Raw genomic sequence first — 18,529 nt, forward strand, 5'->3', positions numbered from 1 at the left:
TCCTCAAGGTCCGTTATCCGTATTGCCGGGCCGACATGGTCATGCAATTTTCGTTGCGGCGGTGTTGTCCTTTTGCGTCCTGCCTTCGTTCAGGGCGGCCTGCAACAGGCCCGGGACGTCCACCACCAGGGCCATGTCCCCGCCCTCGGTGACCGTGGCCCCGAGCACGCCGGCCACCTTGCCGAGCCCGCGTCCCAGGTGCTTGAGCACCGCCTGCTTGCGGCCGATCACTCCGTCCACCACGAGCCCGGCCCGGCCTTCGTCGCGGCGCACCGTGACCACATGGGAGGCTTGGGGCAGGGGCCCGGACAGGTCGAAAAAATGGCGCAGGCACACGAGCGGCATGGGCTCGCCGCGCAGCTCCATCACACCCCGGCCCTGGTGCAGGGTCACCGACGGCGGCAACTCCAGGCATTCCTCCACGTAGTCGAGGTGCAGGTAATAGGTCTCCGCGCCAAGGCGCACTTCCAGGCAGTCGATAATGGCCAGGGACACGGGCAGGCGTATGGTGAACACGGTCCCGGCCCCCGGGGTCGAGGCCACCTCGAGGCGGCCGCGCAGGGCGGCGATGCCCTCGCGCACGGCGTCCATGCCCACGCCCCGTCCCGACACCGCGCCCACCCGTTCGGCCGTGGACAGGCCCGGCAGAAAAATCAGTTCCAGGGCGGCCTGCGGGTCGTAGGGCCGGTCCGGAGCGATGCGGCCGGCGGCCACGGCCTTGCGCCACAGCTTGGCGGCGTCGATGCCCGCGCCATCGTCGGTGATGGCGATGACCACGTCGTTGCCGTCCTGGCGGGCGGCAAGGTTGATGGTGCCGCGCCGGGGCTTGCCGAGGGCCTGCCGGGCGTCGGGCGGCTCTATGCCGTGGTCCACGGCGTTTCGCAGCAGATGGATGCAAGGCGTATTGAGCTGTTCGATGACGGCCTTGTCAAGCTCGGTGTTCTCGCCGTCCATGACCAGTTCCGCGTCCTTGCCGAGGGTGGCGCAGGTGTCGCGCACCAGCCGGCGGTATTTGGGGAAGCTGATCTTGATGGGCAAGAGGCGCAGCCCCAGCACCTGATCGCGCAGCAGCGACGCCAGCCGCTCCACTTCCTCGGCCACGTCGCGCAGTTCCCCGTCCTGGCGGTGGGCGGACAGCGTGGCCAGCCGGGCCTGGGCGATGCCGAGTTCGCCGACCCGATCGACCAGGATGTCGAGTTCCCGGGCGTCGATGGCCAGCTTGCGGATGTGTTCGTCGGCCTTGGCTTCGCCCGGGAGCGGTTCCTCGACGGGCTGGGGCGCCTGGGGAGGCTGGTCCCGCTGCAGCAGGGCGGCCATGTGGGCAATTTCCGGGGCCACGTCGCGACCGCGTCCGGCCACGGGGTCCTCGACCATGGTCTTGATCACGTCGAAGACGGTCAGGAGTTCGCCGACAAGCCCGGGGGTTATGGGCAGACGACTCTCGCGCACGGCATCGAGGACCGATTCCACGGCATGGGCGAGTTCGGCCAGGGGCGCGGCGCCCACGGCCCCGGCGTCGCCCTTGATGGTGTGGGCGGCGCGAAAAACGGCGGCGACTTTCGGGCCAAGCGCGTCCGGCCCGGCGGTTTCCAGATCGAGGATGGCCGCTTCGATGCCGCGCAGCTGCTCCAGGCAGCTTTCGGCGAAAAGTTCGAATATTTTGTCGTCTTCGACCATGGGTGTGGCGCGACAGGCACGCCACGGGAGTGTACGGGCCAAGCGCCCCGGAAGCAAGGCGCATCGGCGCGGAAAGGGACGCGGCGCGCACCCTCTTCCCCTTCTTCCCTCACTAAAGCGCCCCAAGGGGGGCGCGGCGGTCGCGGATCACGGAATTGCCGGCTCGGGACTTGGCGAACTTCTTGACCTCCGCCACCCGGTGGCTGAGGTCTTCGAAAGTAATGGGCGCGGCAAAGAGGCACTCCAGGATGCCGATGGACAGGGTGATCAGGGGAAAGTCCTTTTCCACGCCGTCGCGGCTTTTGCCCCGGATGAAGCCGCGATCGCGGTCTTCCGGGGTGTAGAGCCTGGGGACCTCGGCGGCGAAGACGGTGACCACGGCGTCGGCCACGGCGTCGGCCGCGCCCCGGGCGGCGATGACCACGAAGTCGTCCCCGCCGACGTGCCCGACGAAGTCGCCGGGCGAGCCCTGGCGGGAAACGGCTTCGCGCAGGACCCGGGAGGTGAGCAGGATGACCTTGTCGCCCTGGCTGAAGCCGTAGACGTCGTTGTAGACCTTGAAGTTGTCGAGATCGACGTACATCATCGAGCAGGGCAGTTTTTCCCGGCCCCGGCGCTGGAACTCCTGTTCGATGGCCACGTTGCCGGGAAGCCCGGTCAGGGGATTGGAGCCCTTGGCCAGCTCCACCTGGACCTTGGCCAGGGTGTCGAGCATCTTTTGCACCGATACGGTGCCGCGAAGCTCCCCGTCCCGGGTGATGACGATATCGTCGTAAATCTTGGTGGCCACCCGGTTCATGGCCAGTCGGGCCGCCTCCTCGATGGGCGTGTCGCATTCCACGCACAGGGGGCTTGCGTCCATGAGCCGGGTGATGCGTTTTCTGTGGTAGAGATCAATGCCGAACTTGGAGGAAAGGGCCTTGTCCAGGTTGTAGTTCATGAGCAGTCCGGCCGGGGTCTTGCCCTCCACCACCACCACGCTGCACATGGCCGGCTTGTCGGCCAGAAGCGCCTTGACGTCGCCGACGCGTTTCTCCGTATCCACTTCCAGGCACGGGGCCAGCAGGTCGCCCACCGGGGAGGAGCATTTCCAGTCCCCGGCGCTGGCCTGGCCGAAGCTGGCCTTAAGCGGCATGGGCATGCCGCCTTCGGGCTTGGGATAGGCCGGCGCGCCGAGGTAGTAGCCCTGGCCGGCGTGGACGCCCATGGATACGAGGGAACTTAAGGCCAGCTCGGTTTCCACGCCCTCGGCGATGACCTTGGCTCCGGTCTTTTCGGCCATGAGCACGAGGGTTTCGACCATCAGCCGCTTGAAGGGGTTGCATTCGATGTCGCGGGTCAGCGTGATGTCGGCCTTGAAGAAATCCGGGCGCAGCCGGGCTAAAAGCATCATGTTGGACTGGCCCGCGCCCACGTCGTCGATGGCGGTCAGAAAGCCCAGGTCGCGGTAGGCGTCGAGGATCTCCGGCAGGGCGGCCAGTTCGCTAAAGGACAGGCGCTCGGAGAATTCGAGCACCATCTGGTTGCGTTCGAGGTCGAATTCGCCGATAAGCCGGGCGAATTCACGGGGCTGGATATCGTGGGCGCAAAGGCTCGCCGGGCCGACGTTCAAGAAAAGCTTTTGCCGGGGCTTGAGCCGCCCGATGCCGGAGACGGCCAGCCGGCACAGCCCCTGTTCCACCTCCAGGGCCTTCTCCGTGGAGCCGGTCAATTCGAAAAGCCGCAACGCGTCCTGGATGGGAATGCCGGAGGTGCCCCGGGCATAGGCTTCCCAGCCTATGGTCATGCCCGTGGTGAGGTCGACCACCGGCTGGTAGACCACGCCGGTGAAGCCCTGGGCGAACAGGGTCTTGATTTCCGCCGGCGAGGGGAAGGCGGCCGCGTCGATCTTCTGCTGGGCCAGCCGCTTGGCCTTGCACACGGCGGCGAAAAGGACGGCCGTCGGCGTCGTGTCCCGCTCGGGCTCCAGCCGGGCGAAGCCCACGCGCAGGTCGATTTCCTCGCCGCAAATAAGCCGCATCCGCTCGGCCGCTCCCTGGGTGACGGCGGCCCGATAGGCCAGGTAGAGGAAGAACAGTTCGTCGGGGTCGCGGCCGTCGTGTTCGAAAAGCAGCACGTAATCCCCGGGCGAGGCTTCCTGGATGAAATGCAGCGCGCCCTCGGGGTAGACGGCGGAAAAGCGTTCGATGGCCTCGTCCAGGCAGGCGCGCAGGCAGGCCAGTCCCGCTTCCATGCCGATGCCGGAAAATTTCAGGTGGAAATCCGCCACCTGCAAGGTCAAAATGGCTAGGTCGCCTTCCAGGACGTTGCCGGTGCATTCCAGGAGCGAGGCCATGCGCGGCCGTACCTGGGGCACTTTGCCGGCGAGGGATTTGTTTTGTTCGAGCATGTGTTTGAACATGATCGAGGAATCGAAGAGCTGCTGGTTCACGGTCACCCTCCAAAAAAACGCCCCGGGCGCACACGGTATACGGATTATAGATACCAGATACGGGAAAAAAGCCCGTCAACGGCGGCAAGAGCCGGTGACATTTCATTGACAAATCCGTGTCGCCTGCGATGATCGACATTTTTTCGGATAGCCTTTAAAAGTCATGCGCAAAAAAAAGCCGCTCGCGGGCCTGCTGCTGGTCCTTTTTATCCTGCTGTCATGCCATGGGACTTTGGCCCTGGCCGGGGCGGGGGGGCTTGGCTTCGGCCTCATTGCGACCTCCGCCCCCCAGACGGTGCTCGACGGCTGGCGGCCGCTTCTGGCCGACCTGTCCGCCTTTCTCGGCGAGCCCGTCACGCCCAAGATCTACGAGGACTATGCCGGCGTGATCTGGGCCATGGGAACCGGCCGGGCCCAGGTGGCCTGGCTCGGCAACAAGTCGGCCATCGAGGCCGTGGACCGGGCCGGGGGGGAGGTCGCCCTGCGCAGCATCGACCCGGCCGGGCATACCGAATATTTCTCCCATCTGCTCGTGCGCCGGGATTCCGGGCTCACCGACGTCGAGACCGTTTTCGCCCGGGCGGGCCGACTCACCTTCGGCGACGGCGACCCCAATTCCACCTCCGGCCATGCCGTGCCGGCCTACTATTTGTTCGCTTCCCGGGGCGTTTCCCCGCGCGCCGTGTTCAAACGGGTGGTCTCGGGCAACCACGAGGAGAATTTTCTCGGTGTGGCCACGGGCCGCCTCGACGTGGCCACCGGCAACAGCCTCGATCTTAAGCGCCATCGGCAGCGCTATCCCGAATTCGCCCGGGACGTCGTGGTCATCTGGACCTCGCCGCCCATACCCTCGGACCCCCTCGTCTGGCGGACCGATCTGCCCGCCGGGCTCAAGGACCGCATCCGGGCCTTTTTCCTGGACTACGGCCGGGCCGCCTCGGGCAAGTCCGAGGCGCGACTGGCCCGGGAACGGGCGGTGCTGGCAACGCTTAGCCGGTCGGGCTTCGAGGCCTCCGACAACAGCCAGCTCGTGCCCATCCGCATCATCGAGCTGTATCGGGAAAAGCTCCGCCTTGCCGCCCAAAATGACCCGGGTGGGGAGACGAGACAAAAACGCCTCGAAACTATAGAGGCACAACTGCGCCAGCTGCGGGCGACGCAAGCGGCGCACATGTGAATCCACAGCCCGACGGATTTGTTCGTTGTTTGAAAAATAATTATACGAGTATGTTGCGCCAAAGGCACTTGCTCGAACGTTGAGGATACGACACGCGCATGGCGATTTTCGGCAACCATCCGCGCCTCGGATTGGCCACCCGGGTCCTGCTTCCGGCCCTGGCCGTGGCCTTGAGCGTGGCCGCGATCATGTACCTGATCTTTACGGCCCGGTTCGCTCGGCAGGCCCAGGAGGACCTCAAAATCCGCCTGGACAGTCTGCTCACCGCCCAGGCCGCCGAACTCGAGGCCCCGGTCTGGGAATTCGACCAGGCGACCATCGACCGCCTGTTCCGCAGTTACGCCCAGAACCCGGACCTGCAATGGATACGGCTCTACGACGCCAAGGGGACGCTCGTGGCCCATTCGGGGAAAGACCCGGGGCCGGATGTGCGGCTCATCACGGCCAGGCGGGAGCTCATCCATCACGCCGGCGGCGAGACCTACGCCATCGGCCGGCTGGAGGCCGCCTACCACGACGGCCGCATCCGCCAGGGGCTGGCCAGCCGGCGGGACGCCGATCTGCCGACCGCCGCCGCCTTGATCGTCCTGCTTGCCGCCGGGCTCTTATGGGCCGTGCACTGGCGCATCGGCATACCGCTTAGGCGTCTTCGCGACGCCCTGACCCGCAGCCATGCCACGGGTCGGCGTGAGCCCCTGCCCTGGACCAGCCGGGACGAGATCGGCCAGGTGGTCGCGGCCTACAACGCGCTTCTCGGCGAGATCAACCAGCATACGCGGCAGCTCGAGCGGGCCAACGAGGAGCTGGAAACGGAAAACGCCCAGCGCCGGCTGGCGGAAAAGCGCCTGCTGCTTTTCAGGATCGCGGTGGCGGCCACGGACGCGGCCATGGTCATCACCGATCGCCGGCTGACGGTGCTGGAGGTCAATGCCGCCTGCCTGCGCATCACGGGGTTTTCCGCCGGCGAACTGCACGGCCGCTGCGCCCGGGAGACCTTTCTCGCCGCCCACGACGCCACGCTGCACCGGACCATTCTGGACGGCCTGACCCGGCGCTCCGCCTGGTCGGGCGAATGTCCGGGCGTTTCCCGTTCGGGCAAGACGTTGCCGCTTCGCCTGTCCATAAACGCCCTGCCCCTCGACGACGACGCCGGCAGCCATCTGGTGCTGGTCTTTTCCGACGTCACCAAGGACAAGGCCACGGAAAAACTGCTGCGCAATCTGGCCTATTCCGACGCCCTGACCGCGCTTCCCAACCGGGCCCTGTTCCTGGACCGGCTGGAGCGGGAAATCTCCATCGGCACGCGGCGCTCGCGCGGCTTTGCCCTGCTTTTCATCGACCTCGACAATTTCAAGTACATCAACGACAGCCTGAGCCACTCCGTGGGCGATCAGGTGCTTTCGCTCATTGCCGGGCGCATGCGCGCCTGCCTGCGCGACGAGGACACCCTGGCCCGCATGGGCGGCGACGAATTCACGGTGATCCTGCGCGAGACCACGGACCCCTCGGTGGCGGCGCGCCTGGGCGAGACGCTCGTGGCGGCGGCGTCGCGGCCGCTCGAGGTGGAGGGCGCGGCCCTCGAGGTCGGGGCCAGCGTGGGCGTGGCCCTTTTTCCGGCCGATGGCCGGGATTCGGATGCGCTCATGCGCAACGCCGACACGGCCATGTACCTGGCCAAGTCCGAGGGCGGCGGGCGGGTCCGCTTTTTCGAGCCCGCCATCGCCGAGGAGGCCAAGGCCCGGCTCGAGCTCAAAAACAACCTCAAGCGGGCCATCGAGGAGAAGGAATTCGTCCTGCGCTACCAGCCCATCGTGTCCATGGCCACGGGCGTTGCCGAGCATTTCGAGGCGCTTGTCCGCTGGATGCGCCCGGACGGCATGGTCCCGCCGGATCGGTTCATCCCCCTGGCCGAGGAAACGGGGCTCATCATCCCCATCGGCCGGCTCGTCCTGGACATGGCCTTTGCCCGGCTGCGGCAGTGGCGCGAGGAAGGCCGGCCCATGCGCCTTTCCGTCAATGTGTCGCGCAACCAGTTCCAGGACGAGGATTTCGTGGACGACCTTATCGGCCGGGCCAGGGCGGCGGACGTCGATCCGGCCACGGTGGTGCTCGAGATCACCGAATCCATGATCATCGCCGACCCCGAGACGGCCAAGGTCATCCTGGGGCGGCTCATCGTCAGCGGCTTTCGCATCGCGGTGGACGACTTCGGCGTGGGCTATTCGTCTTTAAGCGTGCTGGTGGAATACCCGGTGCACATCGTCAAGCTCGACAAATCGCTGATAAAAAGCCTGGAATACGACGTGCGGGCGAGGTCCATGGTCTCGGGGTTTATTGCGCTGTTCCAGCGCCTGGGCCTGGAAGTGGTGGCCGAAGGCGTGGAGACGGCCTTGCAGCACGAATTCCTGTCCCTGGCCGGTTGCGATCTGGCCCAGGGCTGGCTCTACGGCAAGCCGCTTCCCCCCGAGGCGGCAAGCGCCCTTGGGCCGGCCCCGGCGGTCCGGCACGGGGGCGCGTCCGGCCGGGAGGCCGCGCCGTCCCGCAAGCAGTAGCGCCCGGCTGCCTCCCGGTTCCCCCGAAGGCGTCCGGCCGGTTGGAAAGCGCTGCCGTTCGTGTGGCGTTCTCTAAAAAATAATTATCTAAATATGTTATTCCCAAAATTCGTATGCACGAATTTCGAGACCGCGACACTAGCCCGTCGCCAGCGTCGCGCCGAGGGCCGTGGCCGACGACGTCCCGGGCCAGGCCGCAACCGGAATCACCCCGAAGCTCACGATCGAACCCGAGTCCGCGTACAGGTATTGCAGGGTCTGCATGTCCAGTACGCCGAACATGGATTTGTAGGTGTCGGTCTCGTTGTAGGACATGACCGTGTAGTCGGTGTTGTCCAGGATATCCGGCAGGGTCCGGGTATAGGCCGTGTCGTCGAGGCCCAGGGTGTGGCCGATCTCGTGCAGGATGGTCTCGTAGCCGAGGGTCCCCGGCCGGGCGTCGGTCAGCGTCTCGCCCCATTCGCCGTTGTCCAGGTAGACGTAGTCCTGACGGTCGATGGTGGTCGTGCCGTCGGCGGCGGTGCCGACGACCTCGTTGGTGCTGGTCACGGCCAGGGTCCTTGGATCGGCGATGTCCGCCGTGCCGAAGGCCACGTCGGCGTTGGAAACGTCGGTCGTTTCCACGAAATGGAGCCCGGTCAGCGGTTCGGACGTGGCATAGACCAGGCGCACGGCCGCCTGCTGCCCGAGGTCGAGGGGCGCGAAGTCGGCGACCGTTTCGCCCGCCGGCAGGGCCGTGGTCATGAAGCCGTAGGTCACGGTCAGCCCCGTGGAGGGCGATTCCTCGGTCCAGAGGGGCAGGCCTTCCCAGACCAGGGAATCGATCAGGACATCGCCGCTTAAGCTGGCGTAGGCGTTGGACAGGTCTATCTGGGCCATGGCGCTCCTCCGGCGGGGCTTTTAGCATGGTGATGCCGCGCACTCCCCCTAGCCGAGGTTGCGGATAAAATCCACGTTCTTGTCAGGCGGTGGCGCGTTTTTTCTTCTGTACCCAGAACTGGTACATCTCGAGGAACGTATCGGGATACTGTTGCTCGAAAGTGTTCCAGTTGGACAGGTCCGTTGCCGGCTGGTCGGACGGATGGAGCTTGCGGTAGGCCTCCAGTGGGGCCGTGTCGATATCGAAGCCCAAAAGGCGCAGGCCGTTGTCGTGCAGAAACGACTTGAGCTCAAGCAGGTTGGTGGTGTGCTCGCAGACATGAAAAAGCATGTCGCGGCAGCCGCTGAGGCTAAAGAAGTCGCACAGGAGCACCTGTCGCAGGGGATCGTCCGGCGGCAGGCGCAGCAGTTCCTGGCGGCAGCGCCGCATGGACTCCGCCGTGGCCGTATAGCCCTTGGCCTGGAGAAAGATCCTGGCTCGCGCGATGCCGCGCCGGGCCAGCGCGCTGTAAAAGCCCAGGCGCATGCAGCCGCCGGGACGCAACAGGGTGAGCAACACGCGCCAGCCGGCGAACGGGTCGCCCAGATGGTGCAGCACGCCGGACGCCTCGATGACGTCGAAACTGCGGTCGAGCACGCCAAGGCGTAGGATGTCGGCCTGGGCGAAGGCGATGTTTTTCGCCCCGGCCTGGGCCGCCTTGCGTTTGGCGTAGCCAAGGCTGGCGAGGCTCAAATCCAGGGCCGTGACGTCCGCGCCGCGAAAGCGCCGGGCCGTCTCCAGGGCGTGCTGGCCCGTGCCGCAGCCGGCCACCAGCACGTCGAGGCGGTCGTCGCGGCCAAGGGGTGTGTAGGCGGCCAGCGGAAAGCGGCGGCGCATGAAGGCGTCGAAGGCCACGGGCGCATCCACCGGCGCGACCCGCACCCAGCGCGGATAGGGGTTTTCCTCGTACTGCCGGCGCACCCGCAGCGACACCTCGTCGTCGATGGGCGTGAGCCGTTCCATGGATTCCCGAAGCTGTGCCTCGATGGCCGGCTGGCGCACCTGCTGGTCGATGACGGCGGCCAGGGGCTCGGGCCAGTCGCGGCCGGGCAGCCGGTCGGCTCCGGTAAGCGCGCCGAGCAGGCCGTAGGCCCCGACGGCCGCCAGCCACAGGGCCGGCACCGGCCGGTCGTCGGTGAGGGCCTCTTCCAGGGCCCGGCCGAGAGCCTCGGCTTGCTCCGCTTCCGCCGCCGACAGGGCGAAGGCGTATTCGTTGATGCAGCACTGCCGGGCCAGGGCGGCGTAAAAGGCCAGTCCGGCCGGCTCGGCGAGGTCGTCCGGCGGCGTCTGGGCCGCGGTGGCGAGCAGCGCTCCCCGGGCCAGGGTCAAAAAGCGCTCCATCTCCACGGTGGGCACGGGCGCGGCCGTCAGGAGCCGGGGCAGCAGCGGATGGGCGGCCAGCCCGGCAACACCGGCCGGGGCGAAGAGCGCGGCCGCGGGCACGGGATCGGGCCAGGCCGCGACCGCCCGGCGCAGGCATGGTCCGACTTCCGGATCGTGCTCCAGCACGCGCGCCGCCGGTCCGGCCAGCATCTCCGGCCGGTCCCAGGGCCCGGCCAGGGCCCGGCCCAGGATTTCCCGGCCGGCCGCGTCCAGCTTCCAGGGCGGCAGCCGGCGCAGGCAGGCGCAGAAAAGCCGCCTGGCTTCGAGGTCTTCTCCCACGGCCAGGGAGTGCATGACCAATTCCATGGCCTGGGCCGGATCGGCTCCCTGGGCGAGCAGACAGCCGGCGAGCAGGTCCAGGGCCTCGGGCTGGTCCGGGCGCAGGTGCAGGGCGGCCCTGGCGCAGGAGGCCGCTTCGCCGTGCAAGCCCAGATCGGCCAGGATCATGCCCCGGCTGATTTGGGCAAAGACGTACTGGGGATCGGCGGTCAGGGCCTGGTCGTAGCAGGCCAGAGCCTCCTCCAACCGGCCGCGCGCCTTGAGCGTGTTGCCGAGATTGTAGTGGGCCTTGGCATGGCCGGGATCGAGGGCTATGGCGCGACGGTAGTTTCGGGCCGCCTCCTCGTGGCGACCGGCGGCCTCCAGGGCGGCGCCCCGGTTGGTCAGGGCGGCGACCGAGTCGGGGGCCAGGGCCAGGGCCTCATCGTAGCAGGCAAGGGCGGCCTCGAGATCGCCGGTGTCGGCCAGGGCGACTCCGAGATTGGTCCGGATGTCCGCGACGTCGGGGGCCAGCGAGACGGCCCGGGTCAGGCGCGTCACGGCTCCGGCCGCGTCGCCCCGGGTCAGGCGCAGGGTGCCGGTGACGCTGAAACCGAAGACGTCGTGCGGCAGTTGCCGGGTCAGGGCGTCGGCGCGGCGTTCGGCGTCGGCGCGGCTGCCGGCGTGAATAAGCGCCACGATGGCCAGTTTTTCCTCGCGGACCGGATCCAGGCTTGCGGGGGGAGCCTCCTCGGACATGCGCATACTGACCTCCGGGGTTAGGGAGTTCCGGTCACGATTATCAGAAATCGCGGTCGCCACCAAGGCGTTTTCGCGACCGGCCGGGTGGCGTGGGGCGCTTTACGCTTCTTCCCGACTGCGATAGCTTGGGAAATGGCGGCGTGTCGGCCGGTGCCCCCACGGTGGGTTTCGGGGGGCGGCGGCCGGGCGTCCGGATTCCCCGGTGGATTATAATTACCGGAAAACAAAGGAGGTATCGGGCATGGCGGTATTTCACTGCAAAAACGCGGACGATGTGCTGCGGGCCGTGAAGGATTACAACGTTTCGTTTATCCAGTTCTGGTTCATCGATGTTCTGGGCGTGCTCAAAAGCTTCCAGATTACGCCCCGTGAACTTGAAAACGCCTTCGAGGAGGGCATGGGCTTCGACGGCTCCTCCATCACGGGGTTCACCAAAATCCAGGAATCGGACATGGTGGCCTTTCCCGATCCGGCCACCTTCCAGCTTGTCGCCTGGCGGCCCTCCGACCGTCCGGTGGCCAGGCTTTTTTGCGACGTGAAAAATCCTGACGGTACGCCCTTTGCCGCCGACTCCCGCTACGTGCTCAAGCGGATGGTCAAAAAAGCCGCCGACCTCGGCTTCACCTATTACGTGGGGCCGGAACTGGAATTTTTTCTGTTCGCCAATTCGACCCAGCCGCAGATCCTGGACTACGGCGGCTATTTCGACGCCCCGCCGCGCGATCTGGCCAACGATGTGCGCCGCGACATCAATTTCGCCCTGGAATCCATGGGCGTGGCCGTGGAGTACAGCCACCACGAGGTGGCCCCGAGCCAGCACGAGATCGACCTGCGCTACCAGGAAGGCCTCCTCATGGCCGACTACGCCCAGACCTACCGGGTGGTGGTTAAGGAGATCGCCCGCAAGCACGGCTGCTACGCCACCTTCATGCCCAAACCGCTTTTCGGGGAAAACGGCTCGGGCATGCATTGCCACCAGTCGCTTTTCCGGGGCTCGAAAAACGCCTTCTACGACGCCTCCGACGTCTACCACCTGTCGGCCGAGGCCAAGAGCTACATCGCGGGACTGCTGCGCCATGCCCCGGAATTCGCGCTTATCACCAACCAGTGGGTCAACTCCTACAAGCGGCTGGTGCCGGGCTACGAAGCCCCGGTCTACATCGCCTGGGCCCGGCGCAACCGTTCGGCGCTCATCCGGGTGCCCATGTACAAGCCGGGCAAGGAAGCGGCCACGCGCATCGAGCTGCGAAGCCCGGACCCGGCCTGCAACCTCTACCTGTGCTTCGCGGCCATGCTCGGCGCGGGGCTCAAGGGTATCGAGGAAGGCTACGAGCTGGCTCCGCCCATCGAGGAGAACATCTTCAAGATGACCGAGGAGGAAATGGCGGCCAAGGGCATTTCCTCGTTGCCGGGCAGCCTGCGCGAGGCCGTGGACCATCTGGAAAAAAGCGAACTCATGCGCGAAGTGCTCGGCGACCACCTGCACGCGGCGCTGCTCGAAAACAAGAAGGCCGAATGGGACGCCTACCGGACCCAGGTCACGGAATGGGAAATCGAGCGCTACCTGCCGATTTTGTAGCCGTGTCGCATGGCTTCAAGGCCGCCTTCGGGCGGCCTTTTTTTTTGCCTTGGCGGCGGCCGGGGCGGGGTTTGGCGCGGATTGCGCGGCCTGTTATCCCGTTGGGACGCGCCGTTGGCGTCGTTTGCGGCAAAATGTCAAAATTGTGATTTTTTACTTGCAAGGAAAGGCGCTCTATGCAAGATATTCCCTGTTTTTATTGGGAGTACGGAGCTCCATTGCGCGTAAGCAATATATTTCATTTTTGTGCGAAGAGGGACCGGATAGCGCCAAATCTGTAGGAAGGAAAAAAACCTGTTTTTTTAATTTCCTTAAATTCCAAGCTAGTACCGTGTGGCCTCGGATTTGCAAATCGTGCTCGGGGCCGAGGAGAGCGGTCCCGGGCACGTCATTGGGTTTCGGCGGCTGGCAAGCCGAAAAAATTCATCAAACTTTTTGAAGAAGGGGGGTTTATGGCACACAGACGGAATCTCTACAAAATGGGCGCGATCGCGGCTCTGGCCGTTTTGGCCCTGCCCGCGCTGGCCCTGGCCCAGGAAGAGGCCGCCAAGCCCGAGTTTCTGTCCATCATGAACGGCAACACCATGTGGACGCTCGTGGCCGCCACGCTGGTCATGTTCATGCAGGCCGGCTTCGCCATGGTCGAAACGGGCCTGACCCGGGCGAAAAACGCCGGCAACATTCTCATGAAGAACATGTTCGACTTCGCCGCCGGCTCCATCGCCTTTTTCCTGATCGGCTACGCCCTGATGTTCGGCGACGACATCGGCGGCTTCCTCGGCTTCTCCAACTTCGGCCTGTCCCACGCCAATACCGCCTCCGCCGACGGCCTGTGGAACTACACCTACTGGTTCTTCCAGTGCGTGTTCGCCGCCACCGCCGTCACCATCGTCTCCGGCGCCATTGCCGAACGTACCAAATTCATGGCCTATCTGTTCGTCAGCGTCGTGGTCACCGCGCTGATCTACCCCATCTCCGGCCACTGGATCTGGGGCGGCGGCTGGCTGTCCAAGTTCGACGCGCCCATGATCGACTTCGCCGGCTCCACCGTGGTCCACTCCGTGGGCGGTTGGATCGCCCTGGCCGGCGCCATGCTCATGGGACCGCGCATCGGCAAATACACCGCCGACGGCGTCTCCCGGGCCATCCAGGGCCATAACCTGCCCCTGGTCGCCCTTGGCGTCTTCATCCTCTGGTTCGGCTGGTTCGGGTTCAACCCCGGCTCCACCACCGCCGCCACCGGCAACATCGGCCTCATCGCCGTGACCACCAACCTGGCCGCCTGCGCCGCTGCGCTGACCGCCATGATGACGTCCTGGATCCGCTACGGCAAACCCGACGTCTCCATGTCCCTTAACGGCGTCCTGGCCGGTCTGGTCGCCATCACCGCCGGCTGCGCCAACGTCTCGCCCATGGGCGCCATCATCATCGGGCTTTGCGCCGGCATCCTGGTGGTCCTGTCCGTCGAATTCATCGACAAGGTCCTCAAGATCGACGACCCGGTCGGCGCCATCTCCGTGCACGGCGTGTGCGGCGCCTTCGGCACCCTGATGGTGGGCCTGCTCGCCAGCCCCGATTTCGGCGGCGTGGCCGGCCTGCTCTACGGCGGCGGCATGGCCCAGTTCATCACCCAGGTCATCGGCGTGGGCGCGGTGTTCATCTGGGCCTTTGGCACCGGTTTCATCACCTTCTCCCTGCTCAAGGCCACCATCGGCATCCGGGTCACCGAGGAAGAAGAGCTCAAGGGGCTCGACATCACCGAGCACGGCTCCGAGGCCTACAGCGGCTTCCAGATCTTCATCACCGAGTAAGCACGGGACATTGGGAGATTATATATGAAACTCGTCATCGCCTATTTTCGGCCTGAAATACTCAATGCCGTCAAGCAGGCCCTGTACGCCAAGGGCATTCACGGCATGTCCGTCACCAACATTGCCGGCTGCGGCCGCCAGAAGGGCTACACCGAGCAGTATCGCGGCGTCATCGTCGAGGTGAACCTGCTTAAGAAAGTGCGCCTGGAAGTCGCCTGCGCCGATGGCAAGGTCACCGACGTCATGGACGCCATCTCCGCCGGAGCCAAGACCGGCAAGGAAGGCGACGGCATGATCTTCGTCCAGGACATCTGCGACGCCCGCCGCATCCGTACCGGCGAGACCGGCAACGGCATCCTGGGCTAGCTTCTTCCCGCCCGGTCGGGAACAACCCGGAAACAAGGCCCCTGCCGCATGCGGCAGGGGCCTTTTGCGTGGCCGCGGACTGGAACGCCGCCGGCAACGGGCTGGCCCTGGCAGCATGGTGCGGGACCTTGCCCGGCGATGCCGCCCTGGCCGCTGTCGCAACGGGCCATGCCCCCCGCGCGCGTTGGTTTACGCCGCCATTGGAACCTGCTAATGCCTGCTCTGTAGGATTAGGTTGCGACAATTCTTCCTTTGGATGCAAGTCTCCTTGAAAAAGAAAAAACTTCTCGTGTTCTTGGCGTGCGGCGGCATCGTACTGCTGTCGGTGCTGGCCCTGTATTACAAGCAGGGCTGGAATGCCGCCGATGGGCAGTTGCGGGAAATCGCGCACAACGTCGATACCGTGAACTCGGTGATCAAGGACCTTCGCGGGTTGTATGCGCGCGGACGGGCCGATGTCATATTACGGCAGATCCAGTCCCAGCACGGCGACCTGCTTATCGTGTTTGGCGACAGCATCGTCGAACAGATGTTTTTCCCGGAAATATCCGGCTACAATGTCCTCAATGCCGGCATTTCCGGGGCCAGGGCGCTCGATGCCAAGCCGTTTCTGCAAAAACTCCTGGCCCTCTCCCATGGCCCCCTGGTCGTCCTGGCCATGGGCACCAACGACGCGCTCGACCAGCATGCGGCCAGCCCGGAGCAATTCGCCGCCGGATACGAGGATCTGGCCCGAACGATCCTGGCCAGCGGGCGCAAGCTCGTCCTGGTCACCGTGCCGCCCATGGAGCCGGGAAAGGCCGCATCCAGCCAGCTCAACGGCGACCGCCTCAAGGCCTACAATGCCGTCATCCGGGACGTCGGCCGGCGCACCGGAGCCGTGGTGGCCGACGTGGACGCCGCGCTGACCAAACGCCAGGCCGGCCGCACGGAATCGTTCACCCTGGACGGCGTGCACCTCGACGCCGGAGCCGCCGCCGTCTGGCGCGACACCGTCTACGCCGCCATCCGCCGACAGCTCGGCGGCTGAGGCCGGGCGCGTTCCCCTCCCCCATGAAAGGACGCGGGATGCGGACCTCTCCGGCTTGACAGTAGAGCCTGCCGGCGCGCATGTTGGCGAAACTGGAGGGGCTTCCATGGATGCGCCCGGTCCTGGCGAGAAGCGGCATTTCCGACAATTTTGCGATGCGCTCCCCGAGGCGGCCATGCTCGTGGACGCCGCCGGCCGGGTTTGCCATGCCAATGCCGGGGCTCTGCGTCTTTTCGGCAACGTGTGCGGCCACTCCTGTCCCCTGCCCGGGCCGGCGGAGCCGGGGGCCGATTGGGAATGGGCCAACGGGACGCGCCTGTACCGCATCCGGCGCATCCGGCTGGTGGCTGCCGACGGCGGCCTTTTCTTCCTGGATTGGATACAGGACGCCTCCGAACTGGCGACGTTTCGGACCCAACTCGCCCGCTGCCAGCGACAGTTCTCGGCCGTCGTCGACAACCTCATGGAAGGCGTGGTCATCGCGGTCAGGGGCAAGCTGGTCTACGTCAATCCCTTCATGGAGCGGCTGACGGGCCACGATGCGGCCACCTTGTGTGCCCGCCCCTTCACCGAGTTCCTCCACGAAGAGGACCGTGCCGGTGTCCTCGGGAACCACACGCGGCGGCTGGCCGGCCAGTCCGCGCCCCCGGGCCAGGTTTTCCGCATCGTGACGCGAAGCGGCGGCATCCGCTGGGTGCAGGCCGTTTCGGCCCGCATCGAGTGGGAGGATGCGCCGGCCTCCGTCAGCCTGTTGTTCGACATCACCAGCCAACGCCAGGCCCAGTTGACCCTGGCCGACCTCGTCCGTGACCAGGATTCCCGCATCGCCAGCCGCACCGCCAGCCTGCGCGAGGCCAACCGCACCCTGGAAGCCGCCAACGAAAGACTTTCCCGCGAGATCGAGGAGCACGAGCGCACCGCCCGCAAACTCATCACCGCCCGCAGGAAGGCCAACCAGGCATCCAAGGCCAAGTCCATATTCCTGGCCAACATGAGCCACGAGATCAGAACGCCCTTAAACGTCATCCTGGGCATGGCCGATCTGGCCCTGAGGCCGGACAGCCAGGGGCAGGTGGACCACGTGCGGGCGCTCGAGATGATCCGCGAGGCCGGCGCGTCCCTGCGCACGCTCCTTGGCGACCTGCTCGACCTGTCCCGCATCGAGGCCGGCCGGCTCGATCTCGAGGCCATCCCCTTTTCCCCGGGCCGGGTCCTGGACGCCGCTCTGGCGGGGCATGCGGTGTTGGCCGCGCGCCAGGGGCTGGCGCTTGCGGCCCATGTCGCCGCGGACGTGCCGGAAACCCTCATCGGCGATCCCGGCCGGCTCGGGCAGGTGCTCGGCAATCTGATCGGCAATGCCCTCAAATTCACGCCTTCGGGGCGCATCGACGTGTCCGTGCGTCGGGAAGACGCTTGCACGGGGGACGCCTGCCGTGACCGGGAGTCGGTGAGCCTGCTCTTTTCCGTGCGCGACACCGGGGTGGGCATCGATCCGGAGAAGAAAGAGGCCATTTTTCAAAGCTTCCGCCAGGCCGACGAGTCCATCAACCGGCAGTACGGGGGCACGGGCCTGGGGCTGGCCATCTGCCGCCGCCTGGTCGGCCTGCTTGGCGGCCGCATCTGGGTCGGCAGCCAACCGGGGGAGGGCAGCGAGTTTTCCTTCACCGCCCGCTTCGCCCTGCCGCGCGCGGGGGAGGTCTCCGCGTCGGAGGATACGGCCGCGACGTGCCAGACCACGATGCCTCCGCAGCCGTTGCCGCCCCTGGACATCCTGCTGGCCGAGGATTCGGCGCTTTCCGCGGAAATGCTCATGGCGTTCCTTATCCCCCGGGGGCACCGCGTCACCCGGGTGGGCAATGGCCGGGAAGCCTTGGATGCCCTGGCCATGGGCCGCTTCGATCTCGTGCTCATGGATATTCGCATGCCGGTCATGGACGGCCTGGCCGCCACCCGGGCCATCCGGGACGGGCAGGTGGAAGGGTGCGACCCGGGGTTGCCCATTCTGGCCCTGACCGCCCACGGAGCCATCGAGGACCGGGAGCGCATCCTGGCGGCCGGGGCCACGGATTATCTGTCCAAGCCCGTCAATCTGGACCGGCTGCTCGCGGTCATGGCCAAGGTGATGTCAGGGCAGGGCGGCTTGGCGCCGCAAGCGGCCGGGCTCGCGCCCCAGGCTGGGGAGGGGACGGGGGATGGCGAGGCCGGGGAGGTCCCGTTCGATGCCGGACGCGCCGAGGCCCTGGACAACCTCGGCGGCGACCGGGATCTCTACGAGCGGCTTGTCGCCGTTTTCTTGCGGGATACGCCGGACGACCTGGAGCGGTTGCGGGCGGCCCTCGACGGCGGCGACACGGAGACCACGGTCCTTGTCGCCCATGCGCTCAAGGGCAACGCCGCCGTGGTCGGGGCAAGCCCGGCCTCGGCCCGGGCCAGGGCGCTGGAGCATGCCGCCCGCCAGGGACAAACGGAAGCGTTGCCGGTCCTCTACGAGCCCTTGGCGGCGGCGTTCGGCCGGGCCCTCGACGGATTTGCCGCCGAGGGGATCGAGCCGGCGGCGTCCTAGGCCGGGGCGGCTGGTTCTCCT

At 66.4% G+C, this 18,529-nt stretch carries 11 protein-coding genes; 7 read left to right on the forward strand and 4 right to left on the reverse strand.

The features are described 5' to 3' along the window. Positions 1-39: 39 nt before the first annotated feature. Together K9F62_08020 and K9F62_08025 are read right to left on the reverse strand one after the other, a co-directional pair. Complete coding sequence (locus K9F62_08020; GenBank protein ID UJX42603.1) at positions 40-1,677, reverse strand: chemotaxis protein CheA; 1,638 nt, start codon at positions 1,675-1,677, stop codon at positions 40-42. A gap of 112 nt (positions 1,678-1,789) precedes the next feature. Next, positions 1,790-4,108 carry an EAL and GGDEF domain-containing protein gene (locus K9F62_08025; protein UJX42604.1) on the reverse strand — a complete coding sequence of 773 codons (2,319 nt, stop codon included), beginning with the start codon at positions 4,106-4,108 and terminating at the stop codon, positions 1,790-1,792. A gap of 163 nt (positions 4,109-4,271) precedes the next feature. Between K9F62_08025 and phnD the strand changes: the two genes are divergently transcribed. Both phnD and K9F62_08035 read left to right on the forward strand, forming a co-directional pair. Next, a complete protein-coding gene (phnD, locus tag K9F62_08030) occupies positions 4,272-5,285 on the forward strand; it encodes a phosphate/phosphite/phosphonate ABC transporter substrate-binding protein (protein ID UJX42605.1) in 1,014 nt (337 codons plus the stop codon). Between the two features lie 98 nt (positions 5,286-5,383). Then, positions 5,384-7,837 (forward strand): EAL domain-containing protein, encoded by a 2,454-nt coding sequence (locus K9F62_08035; protein UJX42606.1) that lies wholly within the window; start codon positions 5,384-5,386, stop codon positions 7,835-7,837. 138 nt (positions 7,838-7,975) lie between these two features. On the opposite strand, the gene K9F62_08040 is transcribed toward K9F62_08035, so the two are convergent. Further along, on the reverse strand, positions 7,976-8,716 hold the full coding sequence (locus K9F62_08040) for a hypothetical protein (GenBank protein UJX42607.1): 741 nt from the start codon (positions 8,714-8,716) through the stop codon (positions 7,976-7,978). Positions 8,717-8,798: 82 nt separating this feature from the next. Next, complete coding sequence (locus tag K9F62_08045) at positions 8,799-11,162, reverse strand: tetratricopeptide repeat protein (GenBank protein UJX42608.1); 2,364 nt, start codon at positions 11,160-11,162, stop codon at positions 8,799-8,801. A 238-nt stretch (positions 11,163-11,400) separates the two neighbouring features. On the opposite strand from K9F62_08045, the gene K9F62_08050 reads away from it, so the two are divergent. The 5 genes from K9F62_08050 to K9F62_08070 all read left to right on the forward strand — a co-directional run bounded on the left by K9F62_08050 (position 11,401) and on the right by K9F62_08070 (position 18,508). Further along, positions 11,401-12,738, forward strand: coding sequence for a glutamine synthetase family protein (locus K9F62_08050; protein UJX42609.1), 1,338 nt, complete (start codon positions 11,401-11,403; stop codon positions 12,736-12,738). A 452-nt stretch (positions 12,739-13,190) separates the two neighbouring features. After that, the gene (locus K9F62_08055) at positions 13,191-14,549 is read left to right on the forward strand and encodes an ammonium transporter (GenBank protein ID UJX42610.1); all 1,359 of its coding nucleotides are present in this window, start codon (positions 13,191-13,193) and stop codon (positions 14,547-14,549) included. Positions 14,550-14,573: 24 nt separating this feature from the next. Further along, on the forward strand, positions 14,574-14,915 hold the full coding sequence (locus K9F62_08060) for a P-II family nitrogen regulator (GenBank protein UJX42611.1): 342 nt from the start codon (positions 14,574-14,576) through the stop codon (positions 14,913-14,915). A gap of 268 nt (positions 14,916-15,183) precedes the next feature. Next, positions 15,184-15,945: an SGNH/GDSL hydrolase family protein gene (locus K9F62_08065; protein UJX42612.1), complete on the forward strand. Its 762-nt coding sequence runs from the start codon at positions 15,184-15,186 to the stop codon at positions 15,943-15,945. A 106-nt stretch (positions 15,946-16,051) separates the two neighbouring features. Then, on the forward strand, positions 16,052-18,508 hold the full coding sequence (locus tag K9F62_08070) for a response regulator (GenBank protein UJX42613.1): 2,457 nt from the start codon (positions 16,052-16,054) through the stop codon (positions 18,506-18,508). Positions 18,509-18,529 lie beyond the last annotated feature (21 nt).

The sequence above is a fragment of the Desulfovibrio sp. JY genome, assembly GCA_021730285.1.
In the GTDB taxonomy this organism is placed as follows: Bacteria; Desulfobacterota; Desulfovibrionia; order Desulfovibrionales; family Desulfovibrionaceae; genus Solidesulfovibrio.